At 35.5% G+C, this 22,186-nt stretch carries 24 protein-coding genes and 2 riboswitches; of the genes, 7 read left to right on the forward strand and 17 right to left on the reverse strand.

The features are described from left to right. Positions 1-45: 45 nt before the first annotated feature. Positions 46-936: a helix-turn-helix domain-containing protein gene (locus IGJ32_RS10370; protein WP_342082123.1), complete on the reverse strand. Its 891-nt coding sequence runs from the start codon at positions 934-936 to the stop codon at positions 46-48. 419 nt (positions 937-1,355) lie between these two features. Between IGJ32_RS10370 and IGJ32_RS10375 the strand changes: the two genes are divergently transcribed. Together IGJ32_RS10375 and IGJ32_RS10380 are read left to right on the forward strand one after the other, a co-directional pair. Further along, the gene (locus tag IGJ32_RS10375; protein ID WP_373169205.1) at positions 1,356-2,078 is read left to right on the forward strand and encodes a hypothetical protein; all 723 of its coding nucleotides are present in this window, start codon (positions 1,356-1,358) and stop codon (positions 2,076-2,078) included. Between the two features lie 93 nt (positions 2,079-2,171). Beyond that, a complete protein-coding gene (locus tag IGJ32_RS10380; RefSeq protein ID WP_242690531.1) occupies positions 2,172-2,519 on the forward strand; it encodes a thioredoxin family protein in 348 nt (115 codons plus the stop codon). Between the two features lie 330 nt (positions 2,520-2,849). On the opposite strand, the gene IGJ32_RS10385 is transcribed toward IGJ32_RS10380, so the two are convergent. Both IGJ32_RS10385 and mgsA read right to left on the reverse strand, forming a co-directional pair. Continuing rightward, a complete protein-coding gene (locus tag IGJ32_RS10385; protein ID WP_010720763.1) occupies positions 2,850-3,386 on the reverse strand; it encodes a folate family ECF transporter S component in 537 nt (178 codons plus the stop codon). A gap of 37 nt (positions 3,387-3,423) precedes the next feature. Next, positions 3,424-3,522: riboswitch (THF riboswitch) on the reverse strand. A 154-nt stretch (positions 3,523-3,676) separates the two neighbouring features. After that, on the reverse strand, positions 3,677-4,102 hold the full coding sequence (gene mgsA, locus IGJ32_RS10390) for a methylglyoxal synthase (protein WP_014834468.1): 426 nt from the start codon (positions 4,100-4,102) through the stop codon (positions 3,677-3,679). Positions 4,103-4,275: 173 nt separating this feature from the next. Here mgsA and IGJ32_RS10395 point away from each other — a divergent pair, with 173 nt between their 5' ends. Then, the gene (locus IGJ32_RS10395) at positions 4,276-5,385 is read left to right on the forward strand and encodes an ABC transporter ATP-binding protein (protein ID WP_010720765.1); all 1,110 of its coding nucleotides are present in this window, start codon (positions 4,276-4,278) and stop codon (positions 5,383-5,385) included. 171 nt (positions 5,386-5,556) lie between these two features. On the opposite strand, the gene IGJ32_RS10400 is transcribed toward IGJ32_RS10395, so the two are convergent. The 6 genes from IGJ32_RS10400 to IGJ32_RS10425 all read right to left on the reverse strand — a co-directional run bounded on the left by IGJ32_RS10400 (position 5,557) and on the right by IGJ32_RS10425 (position 11,381). Continuing rightward, on the reverse strand, positions 5,557-6,183 hold the full coding sequence (locus IGJ32_RS10400; protein ID WP_010720766.1) for a hypothetical protein: 627 nt from the start codon (positions 6,181-6,183) through the stop codon (positions 5,557-5,559). 704 nt (positions 6,184-6,887) lie between these two features. Further along, complete coding sequence (locus IGJ32_RS10405) at positions 6,888-7,352, reverse strand: hypothetical protein (protein WP_342082125.1); 465 nt, start codon at positions 7,350-7,352, stop codon at positions 6,888-6,890. Between the two features lie 328 nt (positions 7,353-7,680). After that, positions 7,681-8,571, reverse strand: a complete 891-nt coding sequence (rsmA, locus tag IGJ32_RS10410; protein WP_342082126.1) for a 16S rRNA (adenine(1518)-N(6)/adenine(1519)-N(6))-dimethyltransferase RsmA — start codon at positions 8,569-8,571, stop codon at positions 7,681-7,683. Beyond that, complete coding sequence (gene rnmV, locus IGJ32_RS10415) at positions 8,564-9,130, reverse strand: ribonuclease M5 (protein WP_010720769.1); 567 nt, start codon at positions 9,128-9,130, stop codon at positions 8,564-8,566. Before rnmV ends, rsmA begins: the two co-directional genes overlap by 8 nt. Then, entirely contained in the window at positions 9,123-9,899 is a 777-nt protein-coding gene (locus tag IGJ32_RS10420; protein WP_010720770.1) for a TatD family hydrolase, read from the reverse strand. Before IGJ32_RS10420 ends, rnmV begins: the two co-directional genes overlap by 8 nt. Positions 9,900-10,061: 162 nt before the next feature. Next, positions 10,062-11,381, reverse strand: a complete 1,320-nt coding sequence (locus IGJ32_RS10425; protein WP_161651994.1) for an APC family permease — start codon at positions 11,379-11,381, stop codon at positions 10,062-10,064. Positions 11,382-11,553: 172 nt separating this feature from the next. Between IGJ32_RS10425 and IGJ32_RS10430 the strand changes: the two genes are divergently transcribed. After that, positions 11,554-12,141: a hypothetical protein gene (locus tag IGJ32_RS10430; protein WP_088745481.1), complete on the forward strand. Its 588-nt coding sequence runs from the start codon at positions 11,554-11,556 to the stop codon at positions 12,139-12,141. A gap of 179 nt (positions 12,142-12,320) precedes the next feature. Here the strand turns inward: IGJ32_RS10430 and ribH are convergent, their stop codons facing one another. Genes ribH through ribD form a run of 4 tightly spaced genes read right to left on the reverse strand, consistent with a single transcriptional unit; the run spans position 12,321 to position 15,651 of the window. Then, positions 12,321-12,782, reverse strand: coding sequence for a 6,7-dimethyl-8-ribityllumazine synthase (gene ribH / locus IGJ32_RS10435; protein WP_010720773.1), 462 nt, complete (start codon positions 12,780-12,782; stop codon positions 12,321-12,323). 18 nt (positions 12,783-12,800) lie between these two features. Further along, positions 12,801-13,976 carry a GTP cyclohydrolase II gene (gene ribA, locus IGJ32_RS10440; RefSeq protein WP_342082127.1) on the reverse strand — a complete coding sequence of 392 codons (1,176 nt, stop codon included), beginning with the start codon at positions 13,974-13,976 and terminating at the stop codon, positions 12,801-12,803. Beyond that, positions 13,973-14,593: a riboflavin synthase gene (gene ribE / locus IGJ32_RS10445; protein ID WP_088762121.1), complete on the reverse strand. Its 621-nt coding sequence runs from the start codon at positions 14,591-14,593 to the stop codon at positions 13,973-13,975. Before ribE ends, ribA begins: the two co-directional genes overlap by 4 nt. Continuing rightward, complete coding sequence (ribD, locus tag IGJ32_RS10450; RefSeq protein ID WP_342082128.1) at positions 14,578-15,651, reverse strand: bifunctional diaminohydroxyphosphoribosylaminopyrimidine deaminase/5-amino-6-(5-phosphoribosylamino)uracil reductase RibD; 1,074 nt, start codon at positions 15,649-15,651, stop codon at positions 14,578-14,580. Before ribD ends, ribE begins: the two co-directional genes overlap by 16 nt. A 109-nt stretch (positions 15,652-15,760) precedes the next feature. Then, positions 15,761-15,894: riboswitch (FMN riboswitch) on the reverse strand. 344 nt (positions 15,895-16,238) lie between these two features. Between ribD and IGJ32_RS10455 the strand changes: the two genes are divergently transcribed. Next, positions 16,239-16,865, forward strand: a complete 627-nt coding sequence (locus tag IGJ32_RS10455; protein WP_342082129.1) for a helix-turn-helix domain-containing protein — start codon at positions 16,239-16,241, stop codon at positions 16,863-16,865. A 72-nt stretch (positions 16,866-16,937) separates the two neighbouring features. Here IGJ32_RS10455 and IGJ32_RS10460 read toward each other — a convergent pair whose 3' ends face one another. From IGJ32_RS10460 to IGJ32_RS10470, 3 genes are all read right to left on the reverse strand, one after another. Further along, positions 16,938-17,135 (reverse strand): P-loop NTPase fold protein, encoded by a 198-nt coding sequence (locus tag IGJ32_RS10460; RefSeq protein WP_025480301.1) that lies wholly within the window; start codon positions 17,133-17,135, stop codon positions 16,938-16,940. Between the two features lie 278 nt (positions 17,136-17,413). Continuing rightward, positions 17,414-18,256 (reverse strand): nucleotidyl transferase AbiEii/AbiGii toxin family protein, encoded by an 843-nt coding sequence (locus IGJ32_RS10465; RefSeq protein WP_034700623.1) that lies wholly within the window; start codon positions 18,254-18,256, stop codon positions 17,414-17,416. Positions 18,257-18,268: 12 nt separating this feature from the next. Further along, the gene (locus IGJ32_RS10470) at positions 18,269-18,862 is read right to left on the reverse strand and encodes a type IV toxin-antitoxin system AbiEi family antitoxin domain-containing protein (protein ID WP_010737159.1); all 594 of its coding nucleotides are present in this window, start codon (positions 18,860-18,862) and stop codon (positions 18,269-18,271) included. A gap of 379 nt (positions 18,863-19,241) precedes the next feature. Here IGJ32_RS10470 and IGJ32_RS10475 point away from each other — a divergent pair, with 379 nt between their 5' ends. Continuing rightward, a complete protein-coding gene (locus IGJ32_RS10475) occupies positions 19,242-19,409 on the forward strand; it encodes a hypothetical protein (RefSeq protein ID WP_430610485.1) in 168 nt (55 codons plus the stop codon). Positions 19,410-19,432: 23 nt separating this feature from the next. Here the strand turns inward: IGJ32_RS10475 and metG are convergent, their stop codons facing one another. Next, entirely contained in the window at positions 19,433-21,442 is a 2,010-nt protein-coding gene (metG, locus tag IGJ32_RS10480; RefSeq protein WP_342082130.1) for a methionine--tRNA ligase, read from the reverse strand. Between the two features lie 431 nt (positions 21,443-21,873). Here metG and IGJ32_RS10485 point away from each other — a divergent pair, with 431 nt between their 5' ends. After that, positions 21,874-22,152, forward strand: coding sequence for a hypothetical protein (locus IGJ32_RS10485; protein WP_081128502.1), 279 nt, complete (start codon positions 21,874-21,876; stop codon positions 22,150-22,152). The last annotated feature ends 34 nt before the right edge of the window (positions 22,153-22,186 follow it).

A 22,186-nucleotide genomic window follows, 5' to 3' on the forward strand; every position in this document is an offset into this window, starting at 1 on the left:
TTTAAATAGCTTAGCTGCCCAAAACTTCCTTACTACCAACGGTTTTTATTCTATAATTGAAGGTAAAAGAGAAAGACCATAAAGTCTCTCATATTTTTTTAAAGCTAAAAGAAACTCCTCTTCAAGTTGAGTTGCACCAATTAACCTAATCCCCTTAAAAAAATCTGTTAATTGCTTAGGATTAGTTGTACGCTCGACCAAGCTATTCAGTAGCAAATCGTTAAACCTTTCGTGTACCTCTGTTTTTTGTGGTGTCACTAGTCTACCTCGAACCATCTTTAATTTTTCTAAATATTCTTTTGAATAGCCGCTTTCTTTTCTTTCTAGCATTAAAAGAAAGAGAACATGATACAACGTGCAAAGTGAAGAGAGAAAATTTTCGTTATCACCCATTCTTTCTACTTTCGAAGCTTGCATTTGAATAAATTCTGTTGTAAAAAGAAAAGCCAGTGAAGTAAATGTGACTATTTCAAAACGACCATATTCTGCTACTTTTTCTAGATGGTTCATGATCGCTTTGATATAAACCTTATCATGTAGGGTAAACTTTCTTTCATCATTCGGTAGTAAATGCCATTGATAGCCTTTAGCTATTAGATAATTCCGCTTATCAACAATGCTTTTTGTTTTTTTGATATCTAATTCTAAATTTCTTAATCGGTCGTCAATTGGTAACTTGACATCTTCCAATTGACTAAGTAGCTGATTTAACTTTTGTCTTGGATGATTTCCGTTTATTTTATTTAAATAAAATAAACATTCGTCTAACTCAATGTTCATCTTTTTTAAAAAAGCTAATAAAGGAATCAATGGAATCTGATTTTTACCACTTTCGTATTTTACTAAAGATTCTCTATAAGTTATTTTATGTGCTAACTCTTTTTGAGATAACCCCCTTTCCTTTCGAAATTTACGTAGTAATTCATGAATTTCCATTCGTCGTTCACTTCCTTTTTTAAATTCAATGTGACTATTGATACCATATAAAATAATTTACTCGTTTTCATTCTATACTATGGATACAAGCAATAAAAGCGCTTTAAATAATAGTAAAGGAGAAAATATCAGGAGATTTGTGAATATAGTTATTTGGTGATTATGTTTTATTCACTAAATTGTTATAAAGTGCTTATTTTTACTGCAAAGTACAAAAAAGAAATGTTATGTAAGAATTCACACGACTAAGAGTAACTATTTTTTACTTAAACTGGATCATCGAAAGGAATTAAAAAAATATGTAAAAAAACAAATTCATTATAAGTCTTATTGCTGTTATAACTCTAGCTTCCTTTATCATTCCTAACTTTTCTATGATTGTCAATGCAGAGATGATTCAAGAGACTGACTATGTGCCAATGACACAAACGATTAGTACCTATTTTGAAAGCAATCCAGTGACGGTTCCTGGTATAAATTCGAAAGAAGCTACATCAATCGTTAAAAATATGGTCATTTTGTCTGAAACAGCAAAAGAAATTAGCTCGAAAGAAAAAAACAAACTAATGGACGTATTTTCATCTAAACTTGACTCTACTATTCAATTACATGTTTCAGAAAAATATTTAACATTGGACAATGCTACAGCGTTACAAATTATAAGTGAAAATGGAGAAAATAAAGATTATTATTCATTGACTGTACCAATCACAAATGAACACTATAATCTATTCAGCAGTGTTACGGTAATCTTTGATATGATGTACAACATTAAGGGAGTCCAAGAATCTTTGATCACTCAATCAGAAGAAGATACTTTCGAGATTAGAACATTTTCCAATGGCGAAGAAATGACTCACCAAATTCTTGAAGATAAATTTATACCAAATAATGAATTGAAAAAACAGTTACAAGAAGTTCAAAGTGAGTTTCTTCATTTGAAGCAAGCCCGTGGAATGGCTGAAAAAGCAGCCTGTCTAGCAATTGTTTTAGGAATAAGCCGTGCAGTTGCTAACATCATTGCCCCTACATGTGCTGCTGCTTGTCTTGCAGTTCCATTAGTATGTGCTGCTTGTATAACAGGTTTTGTCGCTCTTGCTGGTGGTACCATCGGTGGAGTAGTCGCATGTTTTAAATTATAAACTGGTTGTGTTTATGATAAATATTAATCAAAAAAAATGTGTTTCATTTTAATTATTTTTAGTTTACCTACTATTTTATATGTCTATACTCAAATGGCAACATCTAAAGAAGGTTTATATGAAGTGGATAGTATTTCTTTAGAAAAAATAATGAATGGAAAGGATACTTTATTTGTTTATGTAGGGAGACCTACATGCCCCCAATGTAAAGAATTTGAGCCTATTTTGCGAAAAGTACTAAACAACCAGCACCAATCTATGGGATATTATAATACAGATAACGCTCGTAAAGAGAATGAGGATAAGTTGGAAATAATGGCTGACAGCTTAGGAATTAATTCTGTCCCGGCCATAATAAAAATTGTGGATGGGAAAGTTATTGATCGAATAATTGGCCTAAAAAATGAAAAAGCAATCAAGGAGTTTATCCTAAATGGCTAAAAAGAATTGGTACAAAGAATTGTTAAAGATATCACTGTGTATAAATATTATTATGACACTTTTCCCTAATTTTAGATCTGGAAGTGCTATTTTCTACTTCAATCTTCAAATTGGGCTTGCCTATTACTATCTTTCATTAACAAAGCCCTCTAAAAGTGTCACAATCCTTTTGACCATCATCAGTAGTATTCTAGGTGGTATGGCCATATATCATCTCTTTCAATCGTTGTTCACTATTTTATAGAAATAAACGTCTCCTTTCTTACAATAAATAAGCAAAAGAAGCAACCTTCTGGGATGGGAAGGTTGCTTCTTTGTTTTCTGAGTTGACTATTTTGCGTGAAGAGTCATACTTCTTAAAATCTTTTTGTATGGAATACTACGTCCGACGTAATACATCGCAATGGTTTGAATAGGAATCCAAACGACTGTTTTTAATAACCTTGGTGCCCAGACGATCCAACTAAATAATGGAACATGATACATCATCGCTAGCCACAAAGGAGTCAATAGCAAATTAATGATCAGCGTGACCGAAAGTGTAGCTAATAGCGAATTTTTCCAAGTAATCTCTTTTCGATAAAAAAAGAAACCATAAATTGCTCCTTCAATAAAGGCATTCAAAGTAAAACCAATGAAGAAAGCTGTTTTTGAAAATAACGCCATTCCTACTAAGTCAGCTAATACACCCCCAATTCCAGACCAAAACGGGCCAAATAAAATCCCCATGATCATTTGTGGAATAAATGTGACACTGATCTTCACAAAAGGGGTTTCGATCGATACCAAACGGGATAAAGTGACCATCAAAGCAATCAACAATCCCATGATAGCGATCATGCGTGCGTCTAACCGATTTTTCTTCATTTCTTAGCATCTCCTTTAAGAGCTGCTACATCCTACATGCAGCGAATGCGAAAATAAAACCGCGAACAACTTGTCCTTCGTCAAAGAGGCAACATCCCATCCTCTCAGCACTTAACGCTTTATTTTCTACTCTGTTTATTTTTGGGAAGTCATTCCCAGCAAAACTATAGCATAGATTACACACGACTGTAAATAAAAAACATACATTCCTGAATAAAAAGTAATTCATGTTCGTGAAAAATCACACATTCAACGAACATAAATGGACGATCAATAGTAAATAACGAATTTTATTCCAGAGACAACGGTCGATTCTCTAACTCATGAACTACAGTACGGAAATCCAGAAAGCCAGCTTCTAGTCCTCGCAACAGTACTTCTGCTGTTCCAATATTGGTCGCTAAAGGAATTTCGTAAACATCCGATAAGCGGATCAGTGCAGTCACATCCGGTTCATGAGGCTGTGCAGCCAACGGATCTCGCAGAAAAATCACGAGGTCTAATTGATCTTCTGAGATCATTGCACCAATTTGTTGGTCACCACCTAAAGGACCGGATTTAAAGCGATGGACTTTTAAGCCAGTTGCTTCGGTGATTTTACCACCTGTTGTCCCAGTTGCGAATAATTCATGTTTTTCCAGGATTGCCTTATAGGCGGTTGTCAACTTGATCATCAAGGGCTTTTTGCGGTCATGAGCAATTAAAGCAATTTTCATATTGATCATCCTTTCCTCTCTCAACATCTTGTTCCTACTCTATTTTACCTCAAGGTGTAGCATATTGCCCAAAAAGACAATCAATTCTTGTTCAAGTTGCCATTGAGCGTAGATAACGCTTTCATTTATACTTAATTCAACATTAAAACTAAACAGAAAGCGTGGAATGAATCATGGTAGAAATGGCACTGAAACATGTATACAAACAATATGACAACGCAGAAAATTATTCCGTAACGGATTTTAACTTAGCAATCGATGATCGTGAATTTATTGTCTTTGTTGGACCTTCTGGTTGTGGAAAATCAACTACATTAAGAATGATTGCTGGGCTAGAAGATATCTCGGAAGGAGAATTAAGCATCGGCGGTAAAGTGATGAACGATGTAGCACCAAAAGATCGTGATATCGCTATGGTATTCCAGAACTATGCGTTATACCCACACATGACTGTATTTGACAATATGGCTTTTGGGTTGAAGTTGAGAAAGTATGACAAAGCAGACATCAAAAAACGGGTAGAAAATGCTGCTGAAATTTTAGGGCTTACTGAATATTTGAAACGTAAACCTGCTGCTCTCTCAGGTGGCCAACGTCAACGGGTTGCTTTAGGACGTGCCATCGTTCGTGATGCAAAAGTTTTCTTGATGGATGAACCATTATCAAACTTAGATGCAAAATTACGGGTAGCGATGCGTGCTGAGATCGCCAAACTCCATCAACGTTTAGAAACAACAACCATCTATGTAACCCACGACCAAACAGAAGCAATGACGATGGCAGATCGTATCGTTATCATGAAAGATGGCTTTATCCAACAGATCGGTACGCCAAAAGAAGTGTATGACACACCAGTCAATATGTTCGTCGCAGGCTTTATCGGTTCACCCGCAATGAACTTCTTCAACGTTACTTTAAACAATGGAGTAATCAGTGACGGTCATGGCTTAAAATTAAAAATCCCTGAAGGAAAAAACAAAGTCTTAGTTGAAAAAGGCTATGAAGGGAAAGAAGTTGTTTTTGGTATTCGCCCTGAAGATATCCACAGTGAACAAGTGGTGTTAGAAGCACAACCCGAAGCAGTTGTTCATTCAGAAGTTGTTGTATCAGAATTGTTAGGTGCAGAAACCATGCTTTATACCCGAACAGGTACAACTGAATTTATTTCAAAAGTCGATGCACGTGACTTCCATAAACCAGGGGAAATGGTCGACTTAGCATTCAATATCAGCAAAGGACATTTCTTTGACAAATCAACTGAAGAAGTGATCGGATTGCCATAAAAATTAAAAAATCAGCTTTTGATGTAAATTTTGGCAGAAACTATGCCAAAAGCTAGAACTATAACAAATAAGCCGAAAATGCTGTGTTCATACACAGCACTTTCGGCTTATTCATTTTAAAGGAGTTATCTCTAGTTAAAGAGGAAAAACTGATTGATAATGGTACTTTTTTCAAGCCATTTTCTTGATTGATTTCGTTGAAGGTGTCTTCTGACTTACTTGCTTAGCTTTAGTGAAAACTGGAATATCAAAGTATTTGCTCAATGTTCCGGCTACAAAATAAGCAATATTGTAATCGACTAAACTATGGATCAACCCACCAATCCCCATTAGGATAAAGACTGTATAAAAATAGCCTTCAGAATAATAAGTTTCTGGCATGTTCCCTACAAAGAAAAAGACACTAACCACTAACATTTCCGCAATCGAATGAATGATACCTATCACAAAATTGAAACTTTGGAAGCGCCAGTTGGCTAAAGTAAATTGGCCATTTTTTAAAACGATTTCTGGTTTCTTTTGCAAATACCAAGAACCAATCACTGCAAAAATCAAATGAGATAATGCACGCAGCGCAATAATTACTGGTGTGGTCAAAAAGAAGCCAAATGTTGTACCCAAAGCAACGGTAATCGCAATTCCTGGTGAAAAAAACATCGCAATAAATATGGGTACATGAGAAGCCAAAGTAAAAGAAGCAGGTGGAATCATGATTTTTGGCATAACCATTGGAATAATGACCCCCATAGCTATCAACAAGGCAGAAATAGTCAGGGATCGTACTGATTTTTTTTTCATTTTTTTCTCTCCTAATGTGTCTTGACACATTTATGATGTCTTATTTTAACTTTAACAACAAGATGTGTCAAGACACATCAATCAGAAAAATGTTGAATGAGCCTTTTTCATGTATTCAATTATCCGACACCAGATAAAGTAAATTTTGAATGAAGCTTATACAAGAAATATGTTTTAAACTACAGTCTCTGCTAGCTACATCATCTCCTTCAATTTTTGTCTATATAGATGAAAGATAAATACAAAAAAGAAGTACGCCCTATGTACATGTCAACAACAATATTTCCTGGAACCCTATTTAGCCCCAGTATCATTCTAATTCCCTACCCTAAGGTATACACTAAAACAACGAGATACACTGGGCTCACCCTCTTGAAGTATAGTCCATTTTAATGGTTGCTGATTTTAATACAAAAATAAACCCGTCCACCCTCACTGAAGTTTATGACAGGTTTATTTTTGGTTGTTTTACTTCAATCAAAAAAATTTTTTTCTTTTTTATAAGGATAGCTCCACCAAAACAACAGTATGAACACGATAAAAAAAATTACTTTTAGATAGGCAGGAACATCCCTGAAATAAACTCTTACTGTTTTTCCAAAATCATCATTAATGAATAATCTAATGAAATTAGATACACAAAAAAATAGTGTCAGTCCCCAAAAAATCAGTCTCTTTGTTCCTTTCATTTTCTTACACTCATCCTATAAGAAAATGAAGCTAGCAGTCTTAACAGTCCAATGAGCTGCGGTTCTATTCCACCCATGATTCACTAACCAATTTTCTGCACCTTGTTCTAAATTATCTTGCCATTCGAATAAGTAATTAGTAACATCACTTACCGTTTTTTCACCTGTTTTAGCTACTAACCATTTGGCTATCTTTTTAATGACGGCAATTTTCCAGCGAGGAGTTGGTTGTCTATCGGACTCGTATTTTTCTTTTAATATTTGTAATTGCTCCACTTGGGATAAGTGAGCACCGGATACTAATCGTTCAAATTCTGCTTTCTTTTCATTTGATAAATCGTTGTAGTATTTGTCAAATTCGTTTGTGGCGGTAAAGTTTGTAGCTTTTTCTGAAGCAAATACATTGGAAACAGGGGCAATTGATCCGCCAACGGTAATCAATGTTAACCCCAAAACAATCGATTGGTTCATTTTGTTCATTACCTCACCCTTCTTTCTCCTTAGTAATCAAAATAAGTTCTAAAAATTCATCGTGTTCATTTATGATTATAGTATCGTTTTATTCTAAAAAAATTTATTTTCATAAGAAACTATTTTTCGGTCTAAACCGTTAGCCATTCTTAAATACATGAACGATTATGATCTTAAACTGAGATTACAGGAATCGGGTTACAGTAGTCATTTACTTATTTTTCAATTAGTGATGACCATCCAACTCATTTTATTGGACTTAGATAAACAAAACGCCTAAAAGCTAGCATGCTAGACTTTTAGGCGTTTTGCTTTCTTTATTGAATTAGATTAGAACTTAATTTTTCTCGCTCAGCTCTTCCATTGCATTACTTAATGCAGCAAATTCGGCTAATGAGAGGGTTTCTCCACGACGTTTAGGATCGATGTTAGCTTTTTCTAAACTAGTCGTTAACCAAGCTTTCGTTGCTTCATCTTTGCCATATGAAGATTGTAAGTTATTCCATAATGTTTTTCTTCGTTGCTGAAACGCTGCTTTTGTCAATCGGAAAAATGCCTTTTCATCAGTAACCGCTACAGCTGGTTGCTTTCTTCTGGTTAGTTTCAAGATAGCTGAATCGACATTCGGTTGCGGAACAAAAACAGTCTTAGGTACGATGAAAGCAACAGATGCTTCCATAAAATACTGTACAGCGATTGATAATGAGCCATATGCTTTTGTACCAGGCTTAGCAGAAATACGGTCAGCGACTTCTTTTTGCATCATCACAACCATTTCTTCTACTTGCAGATCTGATTCTAAGAAATGCATCATGATCGGTGTCGTAATATAATAAGGTAAATTTGCAACAACTTTGATCGGTAAAGCTTGTTCAAAATAGGTTGTTGCTGCCTGATCTAAATTAGTTTTTAAAATATCTTGATGAACAATAGTCACATTAGGATAAGGAGCTAACGTATCTTTTAACACAGGAATCAAGCGATCATCGATTTCAAAGGCAACAACTTGATTGGCATTACGTGCTAGTTGTTCCGTCAACGCTCCAATACCTGGACCAACTTCGATGACATTTGTTTGTTGATCGATTTCGCCAGTTTCCACGATTTTTCTTAAGATATTTGGCTCAGTCAAAAAATTTTGACCTAAACTTTTTTTAAATGAAAATCCATGTTTCAATAAGATTTCTTTTGTTCTAGAAGGTGTCGCAATATCACGCTGTTCACTCATGTTGTTCCTCCACTTTTTTCATTGCTTGGGCAAATTCTTCTGGTGTGATCCGAAACATTTTTAAACGCTTCTCCAGTTGTTTCCCATTGGTATAACCAATTCTTAATTCGTCCCCTAATTTTTCACGTTTTTCTTTTGCTTGCGCTCCCGCTATTAAACCATGAGAAATCAGCACTTGTCTAGTAATTTCCGTTTCGTCTTCCTCAAAAGATGGGGTGATTACTTTTTTCAATGCTTCTAAGATGGCCTCGTCACTAGCATGTTCAACGCCAAGACTTCCTTGTTTTTTGGGACGTGCTTGCTGACGAGGTAAGAAAGCATGTTTTGCCTGAGGAACGACTTCCATGATCGTCTTGCGGATTTTCTCGCCCGAAAAATCAGGATCAGTAAAGATGATTACACCACGTGTTTCCTGCGCATGTTCAATCTGCATGAGTATTTCATCATTGATCGCTGAACCAATCGTTTCGATCGTGTCGACGTCGACTACTTCTTGGAGTCTTCTAGTATCGTCTTTTCCCTCAACGACTACAATTTCTTGGATTTTTAATTTAGTCATTTTCAGCGATCCTAAATAGACGATGAGCATTTTTCCAAGTTTGGAGCGCCACTTCTTCTACCGGAAGATTACGTAATTCGGCAATTTTTTCAACTGTATAACGGGTATAACCTGGCTCGTTTCGTTTCCCACGATAAGGTACTGGAGCTAAGTAAGGCGCATCCGTTTCTACTAGCAATCGATCGAGTGGAACATGAGTGGCTGCTTCTTGAACATCTTGCGCTTTTTTGAAAGTCACGACCCCACTAAATGAAATGTGCATTCCTAAATCAAGAAATCGTTTGGCCCATTCAAAATCGCCACTAAAACTGTGCATGATTCCACCAATATCACGAATATCTTCTTCTTTTAAAATTTGATAAGTATCTGCTAACGCTTCCCTGGTATGGATACTGATCGGCAGATTCATTTCTTTCGCAATCGCAATTTGTCTACGAAAAACTTCAGCTTGCACTTCTTTCGGATCTTCCATCCAGTAATAATCTAAGCCGATTTCACCTAACGCTACCACTTTCGGCATCGTTAATTGCTCTTGTAATTTTTTCTCAACGTCTTTAGTATAACTTCCTGCTTCAGTAGGATGCCAACCAATAATACTATATATGTTTGAATAATCGTGACTAAGCTGTAATGATTTTTCGATCGTTGGGGTATCGAAACCTACTACCGCCATTTTTGTCACGCCCAACTCTTTGGCCCGTTCAATAGTTTCAGGAATATCATCATTAAATTGTTCCGCATTCAAATGGGTATGAGAATCAAATATCATTTTTTATCGCTCCTTTTCTTCATTACTTTAGCATATAAGTTGCTATGGCAGAAGTAGGAAAGACGAAAATCAGGTCAAATTTATTGAAATGCAAATTTCTAGTTGTAAATAAAAGGACTTAAGCAAGTTTCCTCTCTTAAGTCCTTTTACATGACTATTAAATTAACGCTCGACTTGTTTTTTCTTGTAATAATACACTGGGATACCTAGTAATGTGACAACGATCCCGATCATTGCCAAAGCTGTTTGAGTAAATAAAGTCATCCCTAAAATAAAGACAGCGCCAAAGATTGCAATCAATGGAATCACTGGATACAAAGGTACTTTGTATGGTCTTGGTAAGTCTGGTTGTTTTTTTCTTAAAACAAATACACCGATAAATATCAATAAGCTAAACAGCCACATAACAAAAATTAGCATATCAGTTAAAAAGTCGAATGAACCTAAACTCATCATAATGCACGCAATCACTAATTGAAAAAGTGCTGGAACATATGGCACTGTGAATTTTTTTGATAATTTCGTTAACTGTTTACTAAAAGGTAACTCACCTTCCAAAGCCATCGCATAAGGAATACGGATTCCGGTCAACGTGTACCCATTCAGTGCCCCATAAACAGAAATCAAGATACCGATCGTCACGATCTTTCCACCGATATTTCCAAAAATAACCGCTGATGCATCAGATGCTGCATTAAGGTTACCTGCAATCTGATCAATTGGCAGAGTTTTTAAGAAAACAAAGTTGATCAATAAGTAAACCACTGTTACAAAACTTAACCCTAAAATAATTGCTTTAGGTAAATCTTTTTCGGGACGTTTCATTTCCCCCGCCATTGCACCGACACCAAGCCAGCCATCATAAGCGAATAAAGTCGCTAACAAAGCACTACTCAAGCCTTCTGCAAAAGACACATCTTTCCCTGCTTCGAATGGGAATAGTTGGATCGTTCCACTACCTGGTGTCAACAGTCCCCAAATAACGATGACAGCTAATGGAATCAATTTGATAATCAGTGTCGCAGACTGGACAGTCGTACCCACTTTTGTTCCTAGTAAATTCAAACCAGTAACAGAAATAGCAGTAATAATCGCAATTAATAGAAGATAATCCGTAGATATTTGTAATAAGTTCGTCATTTGTGTCGCAAAAATAATCGAAAGCGCCGCAATATTCGCTGGAAAATAAATCAAGCTTTGGGACCAACCCAGTAAAAAGCTCGGTAATTTTCCATAAGCGGCTTCAATATATTTGACTGCACCACCCGTTTCTGGGATAGCAGTTGCTAACTCAGCTACCGTTAGACCAGCACAGATCGTTAAAAATCCTCCTAATAGCCATGCCAATAAGGTCAAACTAGTCGATTGTGTACTTGCCGTAACAGCCGCTGTTTTAAAGAAAACTCCTGCCCCAATTACAGTTCCCATAACAGTTGCTAATGCGCCAAATAAGTTGATCTCTCGTTTTAACTTGCCTTTCATTCACATTCCCCTTTTCCCCGCAGTTTTTAATATAATTTTCAGTATAACGGAGAATATTTTGTTTTACCATCATTTTTTTCAGTAAATTTATTGAAAGATACCACCTTAGACCTATGAATCCTCCATTCTCCTCACTTATAATTAATGTAGGTTAGATAAAGGAGGACCAATTATGGAATTTAATCGTTCTTACCCAAAACTGGCATCTTTCCTAAAGGATCATTTTGCCATTTCCAGAAAATCACAACAACAATCACTTTGGCATTGGTTCACGCTGATTTTGTTCGGGACATTTATTCTTGCTACTTTCACTCAACAGTTGCTTTTGTTGTTTAGCTTGATTCTGCTAGTTGCACTGATCAAAGGTCCCGGAATGATTCTATGGGGAGCCATTTATGCTTTTTTAATCAGCCTTTTTCCTCCTCTAGGTATCATTTTATCTGCGCTTTTCTTTCTATTGAATCTCAGTACTTTCACCAAAAATTGGCGAGTCACTTTAGTTGCTGGTTTCTTTTATTTTTACCCTGCAACGATCATGTCGTTAAGAACGCTCTCACATCTCGATAATCCTTGGTTCCTTTATAGCAGTTTATTCGCTGGGTTAGTGCTACTCCATTTGATGTTGCAAAAACTTTACCAACGCTATGGGATTGGCCGAACGATTTTTTGGTACATTGTATCGATACCTTTTACTCTTTTAAGTTTCTTGTTACCAACTCGTTTAAAAGAGCGATTCAAAAAAATCCCCTCAAAAAAATAGTGTCAATTTGTATAGCGACCACCTAAAGTTAGATTTTTTGGTCTAACTTTAGGTGGTCGCTTTAATGTATCTATTTCAAGCAAAACATACTAAGATTAATATTTACGTTTGTTACATTTAGTAAACTGAAGAATGCTATTTACACAGTAAACTCATCATACTCTAAAAAATAGGAATTCTTAAATTTGTTGTGAAAGAGAAATCATCTCAATTAACCCTTGCGCAGCTTCACTGCCTTTATTCCCTGCTTTCGTCCCTGCTCGTTCAATTGCTTGTTCAATGGATTCCGTGGTTAATACCCCGAACATCACTGGAATATTGGACTCCAGGTTAATATGTGCGACTCCTTTGGCTACCTCATTGGAAACCAATTCATAATGAGTAGTTGCACCTCTGATAACTGTCCCCAACGTAATCAACCCATCGTAACTGTCCTTTTTGCTGAGCTTTTTGGTAATAAAAGGAATTTCAAAAGCTCCTGGTACCCAATAAATATCAATTTGTTCTTCTTTCACACCGTGCCTTTTTAAATTATCCAAAGCTCCTTGTAATAATTTTTGATTGATAAATTCATTAAAACGCGCGACTACAATTCCGATTCGAAGATCCTTTGGAGAATAATTTCCTTCAAAAATTGTCATTTTCTTGCTCCTTTATTTTTATACTGATAAGTAATGGTGAAACTTATCTTTTTTTGTTTTTAAATAGGCTTGGTTTTCCTTTTTCGGAACGGTTTCAATTGGCACCCTATCGACAATCGTAATTCCATCTTGTTGTAACTCTATTACTTTATCGGGATTGTTTGTAAGTAAACGAATGGACGTTACACCAATTGATTTTAAAATTTCTGCTGCAAAGTGATAATCCCGTTCATCCGGAGCAAAGCCCAATTCAGTATTTGCTTCATAAGTATCCAATCCTTTTTCCTGCAATTGATACGCTTTTAACTTATTCCTCAATCCGATTCCGCGGCCTTCTTGACGAAGATAAAGAATAGCTCCAGTCCCCTCTTCCTCGATCATTCTCATCGCTTCATGTAACTGTTCCCCACAATCGCAACGCTGAGACCCGAAGACATCACCAGTTAGACATTCCGAATGAACTCGGACTAATGTAGGAAACTGACTATTTTGAATATCTCCCTTTGTTAACAATAGATGCTCCCGTTTTTCTCCGTCTTCATAAATAGTCAATTTGAAATCACCATAATCTGTTGGTAAATTTACGGTTATATGACTATTTTCTTCTAAATAATTTACCAACTCATCAATCGTAATTAAGGGTAATTGCCATTCTTCAGATAAACGGGTCAGATCTTTCATTCTTGCCATCGTTCCATCTTCTTTCAGAATCTCACAAATATAAGCAGCCTCTACACTATTAGCTAATTTGGCTAAATCAATTGCAGCTTCGGTGTGTCCTCGACGTATAAGCGTTCCGCCATCTACACTAATCAAAGGAAAAATATGTCCTGGTCTAAGAAAATCACTTGTTTTCGAATGAGGATCAGCCAATGCTTTAATGGAAGTAGCTCGATCAAATACTGAAATACCAGTCTTCGTATGTTTATGATCCACACTAATCGTAAAAGCTGTACCAAACACATCAGTATTATGAGTTGTCATTTCTTCTAAAGATAAGCGTTGCGCAATGTCATTAGAAATCGGCACACAGATTAATCCTCGACCAAATTTGGTCATGAAATTTACTGCCTCAGGTGTCACATATTCGGCTAAACCAACCAAATCTCCTTCTGATTCTCTATCTTCATCATCAGCTACAATGATTAATCCGCCCTTTTTCAAGGTCTTTATTGCTTCAGTAATATTCCTCATAATAAGTCCTTCTCCTTGTACATCTCAAATTTATTTCTCTGTGCCTTTACATATTTCCCAACGATATCCGTTTCTATATTCACAAGATGTCCTACACCTAAATTCCCCAGATTTGTTAAGGATTTAGAATGTGGAATCAGGCTAACAGAAAAGCTTGCTGTTGTTGTTTCCGTAACCGTTAAACTTACTCCATTAATTGCAATTGATCCTTGCGGAATGATTTCACCTGCATATTTGGTTGGATAAGCAAACGTCAAAATTAATGCGTTTTGATTCTCTATTTTCTTGATCAATCTTGTAACAGTATCAATATGTCCCGAAATAAAATGTCCTTCAAAGCGTTGTGTCATCAAAACTGCTCGTTCTAGATTTACCCTCTCTCCAACTTTTACGGTGGAGAAAGTAGTCCGTTTAAAAGTTTCAGGCATTATTTCAGCTTTAAAAAATGTGCTTGAAACCTCAATAGCAGTTAAACACACGCCATTGACTGCCATGCTATCTCCAATTTTGTAATCACTTAGTATACTGTTTGAAGCTTGGAAAGTGAGTTGGATCATTTGTTGGTTTCGTCTAATTTCTTTGACTTTTCCTTGCTCGGCGATTAATCCTGTGAACATTGCTTTCGTTTCCCCCTAACTCGAATGTCTTTTCCAAGCTGTTCAACTTCCAAAAATACTAATTGTTGTTCTTTAGAAACTAAACGTTCACTATGAAAGGACATCGGACTTTTTCCACCAAAAAGTTTGGGCGCAATATAACTGATGACTTCATCCCAGAGATTTTCTGCTAAAAAAGCATCATGAATTTTCGCTCCACCTTCTACATACAGCGACTGAACACCTCTTTTTTTCATGGTCTCAATAAAGAAGGTAAAAGAAAACTTAGGCGTATAAAAAATAGTTACATGGGGAAACAGTTCCTTTAGCTTAGGGTTTTCCGTAAATATCCAGACTGGATTTGTTGTCGTTTGAAAAAGATTGAGTTTAGGATTTTTAAGAACCCGCCCTCTACGATCCAAAACAATGCGCACTGGTGGAAAGTTAGTTACGATATCAGGCAACAAAATAGGGTTATCAACTAGAACGGTTTCGCTTCCCACTACGATTCCTTGATGTTCTCCTCGCTCTTTCCGTACTCTTGAGATTGCCTCTGTACCTGTTATTGAGTACCGCGAACCTTCCTTTAAACAAATCTTTCCATCTAGTGTAATAGCTTGTTTTAATGTGATATAGGGACGATCCCTTTCAAAAAAATGGTTATAAAAAGGGTTCAGTGCTCTACATTTCTCTTCTTCCACACCTACAATTACTTTGATCCCATGATTTTGTAAAAATTCTTTCCCTTTTCCTGCTACTAAAGGATTTGGGTCAAGTTGACCTATGACTACCGTTGAGATACCAGACTGAATAATAGCTTGCGTACAAGGCGGCTGTTTCCCTTGGTGGTTACAAGGTTCTAAGGTAACATATAGAGTTGAATTAAACAGTTCTTCGGGGGAATCACAATTTTGAATAGCATTTACTTCAGCGTGGGACTCGCCATATTGTAAATGGGCACCTAGTGAGAGTAGCTTTCCTTCTTTTACAATCGCTGCTCCAACTAATGGATTGGTAAAGGTATTTCTCTTTCCTTTTTTTGCCTCTTCAATCGCAGCCATCATGAAAGACTGGTGCATATCAATTCCCCCTTTCAACAAAAAAAGCCCTGCGAAATTAATCACAGGGCATAACTAAATAAACCTAAAGATAATCGATTTTAATACAAATAAAACCGATCTTCAGTCGATTTTTCTTCTCCCATCCAGACTTTAACTGTCGGTGCCAGATTCTCACTGGCTCAACCACAAAAATGTGGGTCACGGACTTCGAGTAAACTCGTCACCGTCGGTCGGGAATTACACCCTGCCCCGAAGAAATATTCAATTCGTTTAGAGTATATTCTTAAAACTTAATTGTGTCAACCTAAAAAATAGAGAGAAAATGGCGTATGGACGTCCTCGTTTATTTAATGCTAATCATATGATTAGAACAAGTATTACATATTTATAAAATAGTCTCCTAAAAATTGATTCATTTTACATAAATATCAGCTTTGTTATTTTCCGTCTTTTGAAATCGTTTACAAAAACTTGGTTATCTCGATTGTATGAAGTCACAATCTGTGACATCATGATAATAGTCATATTCCACAATTTCTGACTAATTGTACCTCTTTTTATGTTTAAATATAATTAAAAAGGAAAAAGAAATATAGGAGGTTTTTATGGAATTTGGAAAACTGTTAAAACAAGAAAGGAAGAAAATGAATTTGACCCAAGCGGATTTGGCTGAACAGTTAAATGTAAGTCGTTCAGCGATTTCAAATTGGGAAATTGGTAGAAATTATCCCGATATTCAAACAATTATTGATATATCTAATGTTTTAGGTGTATCTCTTGATTATCTTTTGAATGAAGATCAAAAAATAATGGAAGCCGTGGATAATGATTTAACAAAGAAAAAAAAGATAAAAAAGATCTCTGTTATTTTGGCTGGATTACTATTAGTGGCTATTGGGACTATCATTTTTCTTTTATATCCAAAAAAACCTACGATAAGTTTTGTTAAGGATGTTCTTCCAAAAAATTCTGAAATTTCCACCTTAAAGAAACATGAAATAAAGGAAGTTTTTCTTGAAGACCATCAATTAAAAATTATTTTACATATCACAGGAAATGAAGCTGGGTATTATGTAGAAAGTGGTGCTGACGAAATGACAGTTAGCCTCTATAAAACAAAAAATAAATCTTTGAAATCAAATAAATTTATCCCATACGATGGAGTGTTTACTATCGATTTAATCGAATACCCTCGCTTAAAAAATATTTATATCGCTTATTCTCCTAATTAATTTATTATTAATTTCGTCAGTTTAAAATCAAGTTAATAAGTCCTAATTTTGATAAATACTGTCAATAGTCATTCAAAAATGTCGGTGTGTCCAAAACGACATTCTTGAATGACTATCGACAATCTCATCTTTCAACTCCCACAATTTTAAAAATATAAAATTTTTTTCTTCTGCTTGATTGCTTACCATATTTAAACATTCAGTTTTTCCAGATCCCCAAGTTCCATTTAAAAAAAATGTCTTTTTTTCTTTAATTAATTTTGAAAACATTTTTACTGCTTCTGTAGTATCAATTTTTTCTAACTCTATTTGCTTTATGACAATCCCCTCCTAAGAAATAAATTTCCCAAGTGTATCTTTTTTAATATATTTCAGTTCATTAGAATTATATATAGTAAAAATAGTTTGCGATTCACATAGCTGCCAAATAAGAATTTAGCACAATTTGGTACTAATACTAACTAGCGATTTATTTCCTATTGCTCAACTTAGTTATGGTACTATACGTTCTAAAGTTACATTATTTATCAGCTTAATCTCTTCGTTTCTCAATTTTCAATTTTAATCATGCTTTTCATTAGGTGCTCAATTTCGTTGACTGTATCTGTAAATGAAATGGATTTCGCAAACGTGTTAACTGAACGATATTTTTCCCACTGTTCTTCCAAGTAGTCGTTTCCTCTGATCTTTTCCATTTCTCTTTCATAATAAAAAGACAAAGATTCGGTATCTCCACGTTTTGTGAATGTATTTCGAACACTTTTATATAACTCTTTCGTATCAATATTTTCTAATTTTGGTATGGTAAATAAGTCATAGTAATCTTTTACTCTCGAATTATCTGTACCAAAGCTGAACGTAGCACTTAGCTTTTCTGCAATAATTTGTTCTGTTGGATAAGCTGGAATCTCCACTTTTTTATCTTCAAACATTAATTGGTGATAGTGTGTATCTACTTCAGGATAAATAGAATCTCCTGTTGTCACGTCCATTTTAAACGGCACACGCACTTTCTCTAAATTAGCCACCAATTTAATTTGAAATCCAGGATAAAAATCGGCTTCTCTTGTTTCCTTCATTCCTTGAATAGAGAAAACAATACCTTCTTTCGTGGGCTTCCTAATCAAATCATTAAAAATATTCTTCAATTTTTCTTCAGTTAATTTGCTATTTCTAAATGTCGTGTCGATATCAATTGTTGTCCTTCTATCGATTCCATATTTTGATCCTAATAAAAAGCCACCTTTCAAAATGAAGTCATTTTTGTACTTTGATTCAGAAATTTGTTCAATTAAACGATCCATCATAAAATGCCGTTGTACTAACTGTGCATTTAGCCCTGTACTCTTTGCTAAATTTCTGGTTTTTGATGCAAATTGTGTCGGTGTCATCTTTTCCCTCCATTAATATAAGCTTTGCATGTGGTATTTCATTTCTTTTTCTACATGTAGTTTTGTCATATAATCTCTTAATTTGCTCGGATCTCTCAATGGATCTTCCATGTACTCTTTTAATGCTGCTAATTTCATTTCGTATTCAATTTCATATCTCGGATTCCAAATATCACAAAGTGTACGCTCTTTATCATACATAGTAATAGGATTCCCTTGGAAGGAAGTTCCCTCTACTTTTCCTAGCTCATAAACTTCTTTCTTCACGAAATGAAATTGTAACTGCTGCTCTTTTGTAATTGAACGATCAACATTGTATCCATGGGGAAAAGTTAAATGAATGAATTTCGGCATATTCGTAGAAAGCTGGTAAATATCTAAAGTCGTTTCATGAGAAAAGATTCCCCTGGAAAATCGTTGCTGAAGCCAAAATAAATCATCTATTCCATGACCATCCTCTACATAATAACCACGATCAACTTTGATCAATTTTCCTTTATTCACCAATCTTTGTACAGTAGTTGCTGCGATTCCAAATTTTCTGGCTTCCTTCATAGATAAATTTCCATCGCGAATAGCCAACAATTCTTTCAATTTATCTTGCATTTACTTACCTCTTCTTTCGTTACAAATACACTACTTAAATTATATCATGGTAGTTTAATTGTAACAAGATGAACTTTGATGTCGATGAAATTCGCCAACATCTTTTTTATGATGTAAAAGGGTAAAAAAGACACCTGGAATCCTTTAGAATTAATTTGACGAATCAATTCATAGGAGGACTCAAAATGGCTTATACTCAGCTTATCGAAGGACTTTAAATATTCTAAACCTAACTATCTATTTCGAGGTAAATGATTTAACAAAAAAATATAATGGCAAATTTAATTGATTGGCAAAGATACTCTTCAATACACGCCCGAAGAATATCCGCATTGTCATTTGTCGTCCCCTCTAGGATCATTTGTTAGAAGGAAAATTATTGCGACGATTTATGATTCGTCAGGATAAAACCAACCAAATAAAAAAGACAGAAAGAAGTATTTCTTCTTTCTGTCCAAATTATTCTAAGATTATTCTTTACCAACATCATTTGACTACACTACTTTTTATGATGATTGGCTTACCATTCACGCTTACTGATTATTGACCTAAATCATATGGATGTTCATCTTACCCAATTTCTGAACCATTTGGCATTGATTTTGGCGCTTCGACTACTTGTAACGTGCCATCTGGTGCTTCTGCAGAAAGAATCATCCCTTGACTGATTTGTCCACGCATCTTACGTGGTTTCAAATTCGCTACGATCACTAGTTTTTTGCCGATCAATTCACTTGGATCAGGATAAAATTCAGCGATACCTGATAAAATTTGGCGGTCTTGGTTATCTCCCGCATCTAAACGGAATTGCAATAGCTTATCTGCTCCTTCAACTTTTTGACAGTTGATGACTTCAGCTACTTTTAATTCCACTTTTTCAAATACATCAAATTTGATTTGTTTGTCTTTAGTTGAAACAAGCTCAGTTTCTTCGGGGTCCCATTTCACTGATTCTTCATTCGTTTGTGTTCCTTCAGACATTTTCGCTTGGATATAGCTAATTTCTTCTTCCATGTCCAACCGTGGGAAAATTGGTGTACCTTTAGCAACCACTTTTGTTCCAGAAGGAAATTCGCCAAAGTGCAAGCCTTGAAGATTCATCGTTTCTGGGTCTAGTCCTAATTGATTAAAGATTTTAATTGGCGTTTCTGTCATGATCGGTTGCAATAAGATCGCAGTGATCCGTAATGATTCTGCTAGATGGATCATTACACTCGCTAATTCTTTTTTCTTGTCCTCGTCTTTGACTAAAACCCATGGCTCTGTTTCATCGATATATTTATTTGCACGAGAAATCAAGACCCAAATTTCAGCTAATGCCGTATTGAACTCCATTTTTTCCATCGCATCATGATATCGTCCGACGACATTTGCAGCTGTTGTTGATAATTCACTATCAAAAGGCGTCACTAAAGAAGCATAGTCAGGAACGATCCCATCACAATATTTATTGATCATTGCAACGGTACGATTCAATAGGTTTCCAAGATCGTTCGCCAAGTCATAGTTGACCCGAGAAACAAAATCTTCTGGTGTAAATACGCCATCTGAACCAAATGGAACAGCACGAAGTAAATAGTAACGTAACGCATCGAGACCATAACGTTCAACTAGCATCTCTGGATAAACCATGTTTCCTTTTGACTTAGACATTTTTCCGTCTTTCATCAACAACCAACCGTGACCAAAGACTTTTTTCGGTAACGGTAAATCTAATGCCATCAACATGATTGGCCAATAGATCGTATGGAAACGGACAATTTCTTTTCCAACCATATGGACATCTGCCGGCCAATATTTTTGGAATAAGCTATCATCATCAGAGCCGTAACCTAATGCAGTAATATAGTTGGATAACGCATCGATCCAAACATAAACGACATGTTTAGGGTCGTCTTTCACAGGGATCCCCCAACTAAATGTTGTTCTGGAAACAGCAAGATCTTCTAACCCTGGTTTGATAAAGTTATTGATCATTTCTTTCTTACGAGATTCTGGTTGGATAAATTCAGGATGCTCTTGGTAATACTCTAAAAGACGATCAGCATATTTGCTCATACGGAAGAAATAAGATTCTTCTTTGACTAATTCGACTTCATGCCCACTTGGAGCTTTCCCACCGATTACATTTCCTTCTTCGTCTTTATAAACTTCTGCTAATTGTGTTTCAGTGAAAAATTCTTCATCCGAAACAGAATACCAGCCTTCATATTCGCCAAGATAAATATCGCCTTGTTCAACTAGACGATCAAAGATTTTTTGAACAGCCGCTTTATGATAATCATCCGTTGTTCGAATGAATTTGTCATAACTGATATCCAGCGTTTTCCAAAGTTTTTTCACATCCGCAGCCATCTTATCGACATAGGCTTGTGGTTCAACACCTAATTCTGCTGCTTTTTTTTCTATTTTTTGACCGTGTTCATCCACCCCAGTTAGATAAAACACATCAAAGCCCATCAATCGCTTATAACGTGCAACTGCATCACAGGCAATCGTTGTATACGAATTACCAATATGCAGTTTGCCACTTGGATAATAGATTGGCGTCGTAATATAAAAAGTTTCCTTTTCTGCCATGGGGCTCTTCCTCCTTTATCGCATGATGCGAATTCATTTCCTTGCTAGTATACCATAAATCAAAAAGACTGCGACGATTTTTTCGCTACCCTCTAACAAATGCCTTTCCTCTTTATTATTTTCCTAGTAAAACATGCTATAATAATTAATAGTGTGTGAGAAGAAACCTGGGAATCAGTAAGTTTCGTTTTTAGTAAGCAGCATGTTTACATGTAGGTTATCTCTCACAATGTCACGGAATCTTGTAGCAGTTCCGTTGTTTTATTTTGACGAAACATAGCTTCGACTTAATAGCTGCTTATAGGAAGAATACATCGTTCTCCCTTCTAAATAAACCTTTTTATAACAACCCAAAAGCAAGTGGATCTGAAATAGGTTGTTTATGTTTACGACTAATAGACAGTTCATTGTCCAAGAAAGGCTGAAATTTTATGCAAAAAAAACATCTTTATTTTACAATCAGTATTGCACTGCTTTCAGTGTTACACTGGCTGTTCAGCTATTTTTATATACGATTATATGGTTATTTTAACCTCCAAGGAAGCTTGAATCAGTTTCTTTTATTTACCCAAGTTTTTCGTTTTGTTCTCAATTTTTATATCATTTTTTGTGGGTATGTAACGCTTCGTGAAGAAAATAGAAAACTGTTACTAATCTATTTACTTTTCTTCTTCTTCAATTTACTCCTACCGTTTTTATTCCCTATCTAAGTATAGAAGTCTTTCTCCAAGGAAAACTTTGGTT

The organism is Enterococcus sp. DIV1639a, assembly GCF_050530445.1.
GTDB classification, from domain to species: domain Bacteria; phylum Bacillota; class Bacilli; order Lactobacillales; family Enterococcaceae; genus Enterococcus_B; species Enterococcus_B hirae.